8 protein-coding genes are annotated in these 13,528 nt (G+C 67.0%); 6 read left to right on the plus strand and 2 right to left on the minus strand.

Translation table 11 applies throughout. The annotated features are described in order from the left end of the window. Positions 1-24 precede the first annotated feature (24 nt). The 3 genes from OXQ95_RS02275 to OXQ95_RS02285 all read left to right on the plus strand — a co-directional run bounded on the left by OXQ95_RS02275 (position 25) and on the right by OXQ95_RS02285 (position 4,987). Positions 25-2,298, plus strand: a complete 2,274-nt coding sequence (locus OXQ95_RS02275) for a glycosyltransferase family 4 protein (RefSeq protein WP_267378975.1) — start codon at positions 25-27, stop codon at positions 2,296-2,298. A 52-nt stretch (positions 2,299-2,350) separates the two neighbouring features. Beyond that, positions 2,351-3,631, plus strand: a complete 1,281-nt coding sequence (locus OXQ95_RS02280) for a glycoside hydrolase family 130 protein (RefSeq protein WP_242096332.1) — start codon at positions 2,351-2,353, stop codon at positions 3,629-3,631. A 99-nt stretch (positions 3,632-3,730) separates the two neighbouring features. Further along, the gene (locus OXQ95_RS02285) at positions 3,731-4,987 is read left to right on the plus strand and encodes a methyl-accepting chemotaxis protein (RefSeq protein WP_267378978.1); all 1,257 of its coding nucleotides are present in this window, start codon (positions 3,731-3,733) and stop codon (positions 4,985-4,987) included. 33 nt (positions 4,988-5,020) lie between these two features. Here the strand turns inward: OXQ95_RS02285 and OXQ95_RS02290 are convergent, their stop codons facing one another. Next, positions 5,021-6,967, minus strand: a complete 1,947-nt coding sequence (locus OXQ95_RS02290) for an oligopeptide transporter, OPT family (RefSeq protein WP_267378982.1) — start codon at positions 6,965-6,967, stop codon at positions 5,021-5,023. Positions 6,968-7,113: 146 nt separating this feature from the next. Here OXQ95_RS02290 and OXQ95_RS02295 point away from each other — a divergent pair, with 146 nt between their 5' ends. After that, positions 7,114-8,403: a homoserine dehydrogenase gene (locus OXQ95_RS02295; RefSeq protein ID WP_267378985.1), complete on the plus strand. Its 1,290-nt coding sequence runs from the start codon at positions 7,114-7,116 to the stop codon at positions 8,401-8,403. A gap of 96 nt (positions 8,404-8,499) precedes the next feature. Here OXQ95_RS02295 and OXQ95_RS02300 read toward each other — a convergent pair whose 3' ends face one another. Further along, entirely contained in the window at positions 8,500-8,886 is a 387-nt protein-coding gene (locus tag OXQ95_RS02300; RefSeq protein ID WP_267378988.1) for a VOC family protein, read from the minus strand. Between the two features lie 62 nt (positions 8,887-8,948). Between OXQ95_RS02300 and uvrB the strand changes: the two genes are divergently transcribed. Both uvrB and OXQ95_RS02310 read left to right on the plus strand, forming a co-directional pair. Continuing rightward, a complete protein-coding gene (uvrB, locus tag OXQ95_RS02305; protein WP_267378990.1) occupies positions 8,949-11,147 on the plus strand; it encodes an excinuclease ABC subunit UvrB in 2,199 nt (732 codons plus the stop codon). A 411-nt stretch (positions 11,148-11,558) separates the two neighbouring features. Continuing rightward, positions 11,559-13,466, plus strand: coding sequence for a ribonucleoside-diphosphate reductase subunit alpha (locus OXQ95_RS02310; protein ID WP_242096326.1), 1,908 nt, complete (start codon positions 11,559-11,561; stop codon positions 13,464-13,466). Positions 13,467-13,528 lie beyond the last annotated feature (62 nt).

Genomic DNA, 13,528 nt, shown 5'->3' on the forward strand with positions numbered 1-13,528 from the left:
TGCCGGGCTGACGAGGGATATTCGATGACCGTACCGACCGATGGACCCAGCCCGATCAACCATATCGCGCTCATCGGGAATTTTTTGCCGCGCAAATGTGGTCTGGCGACCTTCACCACCGACGTGTTCACCGCGATGCGTGGCCGCTTTCCGGATCTGACCGTCGACGTCTATGCGATGGACGATTTCCCCGGTCGCTACGCCTATCCGCCCGAAGTGACGGGCACGATTCCGCAGAACGACCTGTCCGCCTATGTCGCCACCGCCCGCGCCATCGAGGCGAGCGGCGCACAGGCGATCTGGGTGCAGCACGAATATGGCATCTATGGCGGCCCCGCCGGCGAATTCCTGCTGGGGCTGCTCGATCGCACCACGCTGCCGGTGATCGTCACGCTCCACACCATCCTCGAAAAGCCCAATGTCGACGAGCGTCGGGTGATGGAGGGGCTACTGCGCCGCGCCGCCAAGATCGTCGTGATGGCCGATCGCGGCGCCGACATCCTGCAGCGCGTCTATGGCGCCAATCCGCGCCAGCTCGCAATGATCCCGCACGGCGTGCCCGATCGCGAGATGGTCGATCCCGACACGCTGAAGGGCGAGTTCGGCTGGGATGGGCGCAAGGTGGTGCTCACCTTCGGTCTGCTCGCGCCCAACAAGGGGATCGAGACGATCATCGAGGCGCTGCCCGCGGTGATCGCGCATCATCCCGACCTACTCTATGTCGTGCTGGGCGCTACGCATCCCAATCTCGTCGCGCATGAGGGCGAAGCCTATCGCGACCGGCTGAAGGATCTCGCGGCCTCGCTCGGCGTCAGCGACAATGTTCGCTTCGTCAATTCCTTCGTCGAGCATGACGAGCTGCTGCGCTATCTCCAGGCGGCCGACATCTATGCGACGCCCTATACCAATCCGGCGCAGATCACCTCGGGTACGCTGTCCTATGCGGTGGGCGTCGGCAAGGCGGTGGTCTCCACCCCCTATGCGCATGCCACCGAGATCCTGGCGGACGGGCACGGCGTCCTCGTCGACTTCCGCGACGTCGCGGCGTTCGCGCGCGAGATCGACCGGCTGCTGACCAACGACCGCGACCGCAACCGCCTGTCGCAGCGCGCCTATGCGCGCGGCCGCACGATGATCTGGCCGCGCCTCGCCGAGGCCGCGATCGCGCAGATCCGCGCCAGCGTCGCCGCCCGCCCGACGCGGCTTGCCAAGCCGGCGATCACGCCCAAGCCGCTCGCCCCGGATCTCGCCGCCGTCATCCGGATGAGCGATTCGACCGGCATGCTCCAGCATTCGATCTTCTCGATCCCCGATCGCCGCCACGGTTATTGCATCGACGACAATGCCCGCGCGCTGATGCTGATGAGCGCGATTCCCGACATCGACGCCACCACGCGCGACAAGTGGATGACGATCTACGGCTCGTTTCTGCAATATGCCTGGAACCCCGAGGCACGCCGGTTCCGCAACTTCATGAATTTCGACCGGACCTGGTGCGAGGAATTCGGATCGGAGGATTCGAACGGCCGCACCTTGTGGGCGCTGGGTGTCACCGCGCGCGACGCGCACGAGCGCAAGCATCGCGACTGGGCGACCGCGATGTTCGACCTGACCGCCAGCATGGCGTTCGAGCTGGGCAGTCCGCGCGCGCAGGCGTTCGCGATGCTGGGCGCGGCGGCGATGCTGGAGGCGCGGCCGGGCCATGTGCTCGCGCTCCAGATCCTGCAGCGTTTCCCCGACGGCCTGCTCGAATTGCTGGCCGAGACGCGCCGCCCCGAATGGCAATGGTTCGAGATCGTGCTGGCCTATGACAATGCCCGTCTGCCGCAGGCGCTGATCCGCGCTGGCCAGGCGCTGGAGCGCGACGATCTCGTCCGCTGCGGCCTGTCGACGCTCGAATGGATCGTCGGCCAGCAGACCTCGCCCGAGGGCCGTTTCCGCGCGGTCGGCACCGAAAGCTTCGGCCGCCCCTATGGCGCGCCGCTCCAGTTCGACCAGCAGCCGCTGGAGGCGCAGGCCACCGTCGATGCGTGCACCGCGGCATTCGAGGCGACGGGCGAGCGGCGCTGGTACGACGAGGCGATGCGCGCCTATGGCTGGTTCCTGGGCGCGAACGATCTCGATATGCCGCTGGCCTCGACCGACGATGGCGGCTGTTTCGACGGGCTGATGCCGACCGGGCTCAACCGCAATCAGGGTGCGGAGTCGATTCTGGCGCTGCAACTCGCCAGTTGCGCGATTTCGGGGCTTTCAAAGCTGGCCGAAAGCGTGTCAGGAGCCTCGCGCGACGTCGCCTAGCCTCGCTGGCGGCGTCGCGTTGGTCACGGATACGAGCGAGGCTGCGTTCGCGATGGATTTGTTCACCCACAGCCTGCGGCTGCATGCCGATCCCTCGCGGGTCGTCGTGCGGCCTTTCCACATCCCCCGCAGCGTGAACGGCGTCACGCCGGGCCGGACGGAGCGGATGGTCGGCGAAGTGCTGCGCATGTCGCCGATCGAGGCGGCCAACCAGCTCGAGATCGTGCTGAAGGATTTCGAGGCGCGCCACTGGCAGACGCGCCGCGTGTTCATGACGCGCTACGACCAGATCGAGGAGCAGCTCGGGCTGAACGGCGCCGAGATCGGCGACGAGAAGCGCCAGTTGATCGGTGCCTATTTCTGCCACGAATACAGTTATGCCGCCGCCGCGCTGATGAACCCGAGCGCGGTGCCGCATTTCGACCAGACCGGCATGCCGCCCGGATCGCAGCGCATCCTGATGTCGATGCGCGCGGTGGGTGAGGGGCATATCTCGTCGGTTGCGTTCCGCGAGGGCATCATCACCGATCGCAACGAGCTGAAGCTCGCGCCCGAGCCGCCGTTCGCGACCGCCACCGATATGGTGCGCGTGAGCGAGGACGAGATGCCCGAGGGGCCGGTGACGGTCTATCGCCACCGCGACAGCACGCTGTCGGGCACGGTCATCTTCCCGATCACCCAGGCGCAATCCAAGGGGCTGGAGGATCTGCGGATCGTCCATTTCCAGCATGACGACGGCAGTTGGGAATGGATCGGCACCTACACCGCCTATAACGGATCGGTGATCCAGTCCGAGCTGATGCGCACCCGCGATTTTCGCGCGTTCGATCTGGTGCCGATGACGGGCCCGGCGGCGCGCAACAAGGGCATGGCGCTGTTCCCCCGCAAGGTGGGCGGCCAGTATATGATGATCGGCCGGCAGGACGGCGAGAATCTGTTCCTGCTGAAATCGGACACGCTGGAGCATTGGGACGAGGGCGAGATGATCCTGCGCCCGACGTTGCCCTGGGAGCTGGTGCAGATCGGCAATTGCGGGCCGCCGATCGAGCTGGACGAGGGCTGGCTGCTGCTGACTCACGGCGTTGGCGCGATGCGCAAATATTCGATCGGCGCGGTGCTGCTCGACAAGGACGATCCGTCCAAGGTGATCGGCCGCATGCAGGAGCCGCTGCTCGCCGCCAAGGATCAGGACCGCGAGGGCTATGTGCCCAATGTCGTCTATAGCTGCGGCGCGATCCGCCACGGCGACCGCATCTTCCTGCCTTACGGCATCGCGGACAGCTCGATCGGCTTCGCTTTCGTCCGCATCGCGGCGCTGATCGCGGCGATGTGATGCGCGGCCAGGCGCGGTTTGCCCGTTAATCAAACAGGAATGGGTCTGTTTTAAGACACGGACCGGATGGCATTGGATGCCATCCGGTCCGGAGGTCGCGTGCACTCTAATCCCTTTCTTGCCGAGCCCGATGCGTTCGCGGCCGCCATGGACCGGCGGACGCCCGCTGATCCCGCGCTTTCCTCGGAGCCGGTGTTCGACGACACGGCGCGTATCGCGGAGAGCCTGTTCCATGTGGCGAACAGCAGCGTCAGCCTCATCGATACCGGGCGGCAATCATTCAGGGCGCGGCGGGGTGCGGACGTTGGCATGCCCGGCGGGATCGATGCCTTTTGCGCGCACGCGATCGCCGGCGACGGTGTCTTGATGGTCCTCGATGCGACGAAGGACGCGCGGTTCGCCGACGATCCCCTGGTGATCGGGCCGCCGCATACCCGATTCTACGCCGGCGCTCCGCTCGTCACGCCCGACGGAAAGACCATCGGCACGCTGAGTATCTTCGATCCGGCCCCGCGCATCGCGTTCGACGGGGACGAGCGCCGGCAGCTTGCCATGCTGGCCCGGATCGTCATGGACCGGTTGGAGATGCGCCGGCTGCTGATCGAGCAGAAGGAGCGCGCCGTGCTAGTCCGGCAGGTGGGGGCGGCGCTGGACACGGCCGCCCAGACGCTCGACCGCAAGGCGCAGACGCTCGCCCATCTGGCGCAATCCGGCATCCGGCAATCCGAGGCGGCGGTCGAGAATGTGCGCGCGCTGGTCAATCTTGGCGGCGAGATGCAGGACAGCATGGTCGTCATCGTGGACGATATCGAACGTTCGACGGATAGCGCGAAGGGAACGTGCGACGCCGTTCACGGGCTGGGCACGCATATCGACGGCGTCGCATCGGTCGCCGGCATGATCAGCGCGATCGCCGCGCAAAGCCGTCTGCTGGCGCTCAATGCCTCGATCGAGGCCGCGCGCGCCGGGGATGCGGGCCGGGGCTTCGCCGTCGTCGCCCATGAGGTGAAGCAGATGGCCACCCGCACCGCGGAGGCGACGCATCAGATCGGCGTCGAACTCGGCGCGATCCGCGAGACAGTGGCCGATGTCATCCGCCGGTGCGGCGATCTATCGACGACCATGGAGCAGATGCGCGTCCATTCCGGTGCCTTGGCGGACGCTGCCGCGCGCAAGGCCTCCGTCCGCGGCGAGGTGGGCGCCGAGGTGAGCGTTCTGGTCGAAGTGTCCAGGAACGTCGGCCTGCACGCGCACGACGTGACGGCGGCGTCGATCCTGCTGCTGGAGGAAGCGGAGATCCTGCGCAGCCGGTTGGAAGAGACGCCGGCCCCCGTGGCCGCCGAACGACCGAACTGATCTCACCCGGCCGGGTGACGGGCCGGCGTCCCGTTACCGCGTGCCCGCCAGCGTCCGCGTCCGCGCATACAGGCCGGCGATCGCGGCGGCGAACAACAGCGGCGCGGCGATCAGCGCGGGGCCGGCAAAGCCGTCGCCCACCACCGCCAGCGCGTCCGATTTGCCGCTCGCGCCGACGATGCCGGCGAACAGGACGCCGAACAGGCTCTCGCCCACGATCAGCCCCGTCGCCGCCAGCACGCCCATGCGCGCGGCGAAATCGGGGTTGGGCGTGCGCGCGGCCCAGCCGTCATAGGCCCGGCCGATCACCGCGCCGACCGGGATCAGCAGCGTGAGCGACATCGGCAGATAGATGCCCATGCCGAGCGCCAGCGGCGGCAGGCGAAGCTTGCCCGCGCGGCCCAGCGCCTCGTCCACCGCGATCGCCACCACGCCGATCCCCGCGCCCGCGCCGATCAGGCTCCAGTCGAGATCGCCGCCGAGCACGCCCTTGGCCAGCGCCGAGATCAGCGCCGCCTGCGGCGCAGCGAGCGCCGCGGGCCCGGCGCCCGGCATCCCCTGAAACCCGAACGCGGTCTTCAGCAGGCCGAGCACATAGGGGATCATCAGCGATCCGAAGATTACCCCCAGCACCAGCGCCACCTGCTGCTTCCACGGGGTGGCGCCCACCAGCTGGCCGGTCTTCAGATCCTGGAGATTGTCGTTCGAGATCGTCGCGATGGAGAAGATGATCGCGGTGGTGAACAGCGCATAGGCGATCAGCGCGTTCGTCCGCGCCACATCGGTGCTGTGCCCGTAGACCGCCACCAGCAGCAGCGAGGCGCCCAGCACCGCAAGGATGCCGACGCCCGACACCGGCGAATTGGACGCGCCGATCAGCCCGGCCATATAGCCGCACACCGAGGCGATCACGATGCCGATGACGAGGATGTAGAGGATCGTCCCCGCGATCACCGCACCCGCATCCGCCGCGATCGGGCCGCCGGCGGCGAATTGCCACAACAGGAAGGCGATCGGCGGCAGCATGGCCAGGATCGCCAGCGCGACGATCCCGATCGGCAGGTCGCGCTCGGTCAGCTCTAGCGTCTCGCCGGCGCCGCGTGCGCGCGATGCCGCCATCGCCGAGCGGATGCCGCCGAGGATCGGGCCCAGGATCTTCAGCAGCGTCCACAGCGCGGCGACGCCGATCGTGCCCGCGCCGATGAAGCGCACCTTGGTATGGAACACCGCGCCGACGATATCGTCCACCCCGCCGGGCATGGCGTGCGTCAGATAGGGCATCAGCCCCACCCAGGCGATCAGCATGCCCGCGAACATCGCCGCGCCGACGCTGAGGCCGACGAGATGGCCGACGCCGATCAGCGCCATCGAGAAGCTGGTCGAGACGCCGCTCGCGCCCGCGCCCACGCGGAAGTTCTTGGCGGCCTCGCTCACCACCAGCTTCATCGCCGCCAGCAGCGCGAAGCCCGCCGAGACGAGCGAGCCGAGCAGGATGACGCGCAGCCCCTTCGCGTTTTCGACATCGCCATCGGCCGAGCCCGCGCCCACCTTCAGCACTTCGGCGGCGGCGACGCCCTCGGGATAGGGCAGGTCCGATCCCGTCACCAGCGCACGGCGCAGCGGCACCGAGAACATCACGCCCAGGATGCCGCCCGTCGCGCACACGCCCACCGTCGTCCAATAGGGAAAGCCCGTCCACCAGCCGACGAGGATCAGCCCCGGCAGCACGAAGATGATCGCCGCCAGCGTGCCCGCGGCCGACGCGATCGTCTGGACGATGTTGTTCTCCAGGATCGAGGCGTCGTCGAACAGCTTCAGCACCGCCATCGAGATCACCGCGGCCGGGATCGAGGTCGCGAAGGTCAGCCCCACCTTCAGCCCCAGATAGACGTTGGCGGCGGTGAACAGCAGCGTGATGATCGCGCCGAGCGCGATGCCGCGCAGCGTCAGTTCGGCGGCGGGGCGGGGAATGGAGGCCATGCGGTGCTCGCACAAGGGAAGGGAGCGGGCATAGTGGCACGGCCGGGCGCCAGGGGACAGCGCCGTTCGCGCGGGTGCGTCGATCCGCTCTAGCCAGCGCGTCCCGCGCTCCCTAGCAACACGGGCGAAGCGCGGGGAGCGAGACGATGGCGGATGTGTTGCGGGTTGGCCTGGCGGGACTGGGAACGGTCGGGGGCGGCGTGATCCGCGTGCTCGCGGCCAACCGCGACCTGATCGCGCGCCGCGCCGGGCGTTCGATCGAGATCGTGGCCGTCTCGGCGCGCGACCGGAACCGCGATCGCGGGCTCGACCTGTCGGGCTTCGCGTGGATCGACGACACGACCGCGCTGGCCAGCCATCCTGACGTCGACGTGGTGGTCGAGCTGATCGGCGGATCGGACGGCCCCGCGCTCACGCTCGCGCGCGAGACGCTGGCGGCGGGCAAGGGGCTCGTCACCGCCAACAAGGCGATGATCGCGCATCACGGGCTGGAACTCGCGCGCGCCGCCGAGACGGCGCGCGCGCCGCTGGCGTTCGAGGCGGCGGTGGCGGGCGGCATCCCGGTCATCAAGGGGCTACGCGACGGCGCCGCGGCCAATGTGATCGAGCGCGTCTACGGCATCCTCAACGGCACCTGCAATTTCATCCTCTCGGCGATGGAGGCGAGCGGCCGCGACTTCGGCGACGTGCTCGCCGAGGCGCAGGCGCTGGGCTATGCCGAAGCCGATCCCGCGTTCGACATCGACGGCATCGACGCCGCGCACAAATTGTCGATCCTGGCGAGCGTCGCGTTCGGCACCCAGCCGGCCTTTGCGGGCGTGGCGGTGCAGGGCATCCGCGAGGTGATCGCCGCCGACATCGCCGAAGCGGCGGCGCTCGGCTACCGCGTGCGGCTGGTGGGCGTGGCCGAGGTGGGGGCAGGCGGCCTGTTCCAGCGCATCCATCCGCATCTGGTGCCGACGGGCCATCCGCTGGCGCATGTGACGGGCGCGCTGAACGCCGTCGTCGCGCACGGCAATTTCGTGGGGCCGCTGTTCTTCCAGGGCGCGGGCGCGGGCGAGGGCCCCACCGCGAGCGCGGTGGTCGCCGACCTGATCGACATCGCGCGCGGCGAATTCGGCCCGGCCTATGCAATGCCTGCCGATGCGCTGGATCAGGCGCCGCCGCAGGACAGCGCCGATCGCCGCTGCCGCGCCTATCTGCGCTTCACCGTCATGGACCGGGTGGGCGTGCTCGCCGAGATCGCCACCGCGATGCGCGACGCGGGCGTGTCGATCGAAAGCCTGATCCAGCGCGGCACCACCGCGAGCGGCGGCGCGATGGTGGCGATCGTGACGCACGAGGGCCCGGAACGCGCGGTCGCCGCCGCGCTCGAACGGCTCCGCGGATCGCAGAGCGTGGTGGGCCAGCCGATGTGGATGCATATCCTCAGCTAGCGGCTGACGACCTTAGCCTGCACCGTTCGCCCTGAGCTTGTCGAAGGGGCTGTGGCGCAGGCGAAGGCTCGACGGTGGCGAGCGGCTTCGGCCGGCTCAGCCGAATTTGTGCACGAAGAACTTGTTGCCATCCGGATCACGGAAATAGGCGCCATACAGGTTCATCGAGTCGGGCCCGCGCTGGCCCGGCGCGCCCTCGTCGGTGGCGCCCAGCGCCAGCGCCTTGGCATGGACGCTGTCGACCTGTTCGCGGCTTTCGGCGACGAGCGCCACCATCGTGCCGTTGCCCGCGGTCGCGGGGGCTCCGTCATAGGGCTTCGTGATCGCCAGCATCGGCTTGTCCCGGCCCGCGCCGTACATGGTGAACCCGCGCGCATCGGGGATTTCCAACACCCGCTGCCCGCCGAGCGCGCCGATCAGCCCGTCGTAGAAGGTGCGGGCGCGTTCGATATCGTTGGTGCCGAGCGTCGCGTAACCGATCATCACATCTCTCCTGACGGCGCGTTCGTTGCGCACGGCGATGCTCCAACCCATATTCGGCGTCTATGGCAATCCAGATTCGCACCAGCCTCGCCGAGCCGGAAACGGGCGAGACGTTCGTTCCCCACCGCCCCTCCGCACGCCCCCAGAAGGTGGAGGGCGGCAAGCGCTTCGTGCTCGCCAGCGAATATACCCCGAGCGGCGACCAGCCCGGCGCGATCCGCGAACTGGTGGCGCAAGTGAATGCAGGCGAGCGCGACCAGGTGCTGCTGGGCGTGACGGGCTCGGGCAAGACCTTCACGATGGCCAAGGTGATCGAGGAATGCCAGCGGCCCGCGCTGATCCTCGCGCCCAACAAGATCCTGGCGGCCCAACTCTATGGCGAGATGAAGTCGTTCTTCCCCGACAATGCGGTGGAATATTTCGTCAGCTATTACGACTATTACCAGCCTGAAGCCTATGTCGCGCGCAGCGACACCTATATCGAGAAGGAAAGTTCGACCAACGAGTCGATCGACCGGATGCGCCATTCGGCGACGCGCGCGCTGCTGGAGCGCGACGACGTCATCATCGTCGCGTCGGTCTCGTGCCTGTACGGCATCGGCTCGGTCGAGACCTATTCGGCGATGATCTTCGATTTGAAGAAGGGCGCGACGGTCGACCAGCGCGAGATCGTGCGCAAGCTGGTGGCGCTGCAGTACAAGCGCAACGACGCCGCCTTCCAGCGCGGCAATTTTCGCGTGAAGGGCGACACGCTCGAGATCTTCCCCTCGCATTACGAGGACAGCGCCTGGCGGATCAGCTTCTTCGGCGACGATATCGAGGAGATCACCGAATTCGATCCGCTCACCGGCCGCAAGGTCGCCTCGCTCAATTCCGTCCGCGTCTATGCCAATTCGCATTATGTCACGCCCGGCCCGACGCTGAAACAGGCGGGCGAGGCGATCAAGCATGAGCTGGCCGAGCGGCTGAAGGAGCTGGTGGCCGAGGGTAAGCTGCTCGAGGCGCAGCGGCTGGAACAGCGCACCAATTTCGATCTGGAGATGATCGCGGCGACGGGCAGTTGCGCCGGCATCGAGAATTACAGCCGCTTCCTCACCGGCCGGATGCCGGGCGAGCCGCCGCCCACCTTGTTCGAATATCTGCCCGACAACGCGATGCTGTTCGTCGACGAGAGCCATGTGACGATCGGCCAGATCAACGGCATGTCGCGCGGCGATCACCGGCGCAAGCTGACGCTGGCCGAATATGGCTTCCGCCTGCCGTCCGCGATCGATAACCGGCCGCTGCGCTTCAACGAATGGGACGCCATGCGCCCGCAGACCACCTATGTCTCGGCGACGCCGGGCGGGTGGGAGATGGAGCAGACCGGCGGCGTGTTCGCCGAACAGGTGATCCGCCCCACCGGGCTGATCGATCCGCCCGTCGAGATCAAGCCCGTCGAGGAACAGGTGCAGGACCTGATCGTCGAATGCCAGAAGACGACGGCGGCGGGATACCGTACGCTGGTGACGACGCTCACCAAGCGGATGGCGGAGGATCTGACCGAATATATGCACGAGGCGGGGATCAAGGTCCGCTACATGCATTCGGACGTCGAGACGCTGGAGCGCATCGAGCTGATCCGCGACCTCCGCCTGGGCGTCTATGACGTGCTGATCGGCATCAACCTGCTGCGCGAGGGACTGGACATTCCCGAATGCGGCTTGGTCGCGATCCTCGATGCGGACAAGGAGGGCTTTCTGCGCAGCGAGACCTCGCTGATCCAGACGATCGGCCGCGCCGCGCGCAACGTCGACGGGCGCGTGATCCTCTATGCCGACCGCATCACCGGATCGATGGAGCGCGCGATGAACGAGACCGCGCGCCGCCGTGAGAAGCAGATCGCGTACAACACCGAACACGGCATCACGCCCACGACGATCCGCCGCAGCATCGGCGACATCATCGCGCATGTCGCCTCGAAGGATCAGGTGACCGTCGAGATCGACGAGGACCGTCCGCACATGGTCGGCCACAATCTGCGCGCCTATATCGAGGATCTCGAAAAGCAGATGCGCAAGGCCGCCAGCGATCTGGAATTCGAGACCGCGGGCCGCCTGCGCGACGAAATCCGCCAGCTGGAGAACGAGGAGCTGGGCCTGCCGGTCGACCAGCAGAAGGCGCCGCTGATGGGCCGTTCGAACGAAGGCAAGCCCGGCACGCGCAAGACGCGCTACGGCAAGAGCCAGAAGATGCGCATGGGCGGCTCCCGCTCGCGCTAGGATTTCACCGTCCCTTCGCCTGCGCGAGGGTGACGGGAAATCGGCCCTGTACCCGGCGAGGGCCGGGGTGCAGGGCGGATCAAAATATTTTCCGTTCCCGCCCCGTTCCCTTGCGTTTCGGGGAAGCCGCGGACGACCGCGCGTCGCGGGATTCCGCGTCCGCCTGCCGCCCCGGCGACAGGACGAACGCCGCGTTTACCCGCTTGCGTCCCGCGCCGCTTTGCCACAACTTGTGGGGGTTGAGTTCGGGGGCGGACCCAATCGCTGGTAGGAGCGGCACCGCAACCTTATATCGGTTGGGCGGTTCGACCTTCCGCCGGCGATCGCGATGGACATGTTTTGTTCTCGCCCGGGCCGCCTTCGGTGATAGGATCGGGCAAGCTCCTGATTCGAAAGGCTGAGGAGCCGACGATGGATTTCAGGGACGACCGGGATAGCGACATGAGCACCGATACGATCGACACGATGGCCCAGACGGCCGAAGCCCCGACGGCGGCCACGCCGATGACGAGCAAGACGGTGAAGGCGCAGTCCTATCCGGTCGAGGTCGATCACAGCCGCGACGCGCTGCTCACCGATTTCGGCAAGGAGACGCTCACCGATCGCTATCTGCTGCCGGGCGAGGGCTATCAGGATCTCTTCGTCCGCGTCGCCTCGGCCTATGCCGACGATGCCGGCCATGCGCAGCGCATCTACGACGCGATCTCGCAATTGTGGTTCATGCCCGCCACGCCCGTGCTGTCGAACGGCGGCACCGGACGCGGCCTGCCGATCTCGTGCTTCCTCAATTCGGTGCCCGACAGCCTGAACGGCATCGTCGACACCTGGAACGAGAATGTCTGGCTGGCGTCGCGCGGCGGCGGGATCGGCACCTATTGGGGCAATGTCCGCGGGATCGGCGAGCCCGTCGGGCTGAACGGCAAGACGAGCGGCATCATCCCCTTCGTCCGCGTGATGGATTCGCTTACCCTCGCGATCTCGCAAGGGTCGCTGCGGCGCGGCTCGGCGGCCTGCTATCTCGACATCTCGCATCCCGAGATCGAAGAGTTCCTCGAGATCCGCAAACCGTCGGGCGATTTCAACCGCAAGGCGCTGAACCTGCACCACGGCGTGCTGCTGACCGACGATTTCATGGAAGCGGTACGCGACGGGTCCGAATGGAACCTGCTCAGCCCCAAGGATCGCACGGTACGCGCCACGGTCGATGCGCGTTCGCTCTTCCAGAAGCTGGTCGAGACGCGGCTCCAGACGGGCGAGCCTTACATCATCTTCGCCGATCACGTGAACAAGGCGATGCCCAAGCATCACCGCGACCTGGGGCTGAAGGTCTCCACCTCGAACCTGTGCAGCGAGATCACGCTGCCCACGGGCAAGGACCATCTGGGCGAGGATCGCACCGCGGTGTGCTGCCTCTCTTCGCTGAACCTCGAGACCTGGGATCAGTGGAAGGACCAGAAGGGCTTCATCGAGGATGTGATGCGCTTCCTCGACAATGTGCTCCAGGATTTCATCGACCGCGCCGAGCCCGGCATGGAGCGCGCCGCCTATTCCGCCGCGCGCGAGCGTTCGGTGGGCCTGGGGGTCATGGGCTTCCATAGCTTCCTCCAGGCGCGCGGCCTTGCTTTCGAGGGCGCGATGGCCAAGTCGTGGAACCTGCGCATGTTCAAGCACATCAAGGGCCAGGTCGACGAAGCGTCGATGCAGCTCGCGATCGAACGCGGTCCGTGCCCCGACGCCGCCGACATGGGCGTGATGGAGCGCTTCTCCTGCAAGATGGCGATCGCACCGACGGCGTCGATCAGCATCATCTGTGGCGGCACGTCTGCCTGCATCGAGCCGATCCCGGCGAACATCTACACCCACAAGACGCTGTCGGGATCGTGGTCGGTCAAGAACCCTTATCTCGAAAAGCTGCTGATCGAGAAATCGAAGAATTCGGACGCGGTGTGGAACACGATTCTGGAGCAGGGCGGCAGCGTCCAGCATCTCGATTTCCTGTCCGCCGAGGAAAAGGATTGTTTCAAGACCAGCTTCGAGATCGATCAGCGCTGGCTCTTGGAACTCGCCGGCGACCGCACACCCTATATCGATCAGGCGCAGTCGCTGAACCTGTTCATCCCGGCGGATGTCGAGAAATGGGATCTGCTGATGCTCCACTTCCGCGCCTGGGAGCTGGGGATCAAGTCGCTCTACTATCTGCGCTCGAAGAGCATCCAGCGCGCGGGCTTCGCCGGCGGCGTAGAGAACGACAACACGATCGAGCAGCCCAAATATCAGTTCGAAACGACCGATTACGATGAATGCCTGGCCTGCCAGTAACGCATGGGCGGCTTCGGATTGCGTGAGCAATGCGAAGGCTCGTCATGGCGGACGGCCGGGCC

This window comes from Sphingomonas sp. GC_Shp_6, assembly GCF_026540835.1.
In the GTDB taxonomy this organism is placed as follows: domain Bacteria; phylum Pseudomonadota; class Alphaproteobacteria; order Sphingomonadales; family Sphingomonadaceae; genus Sphingomonas.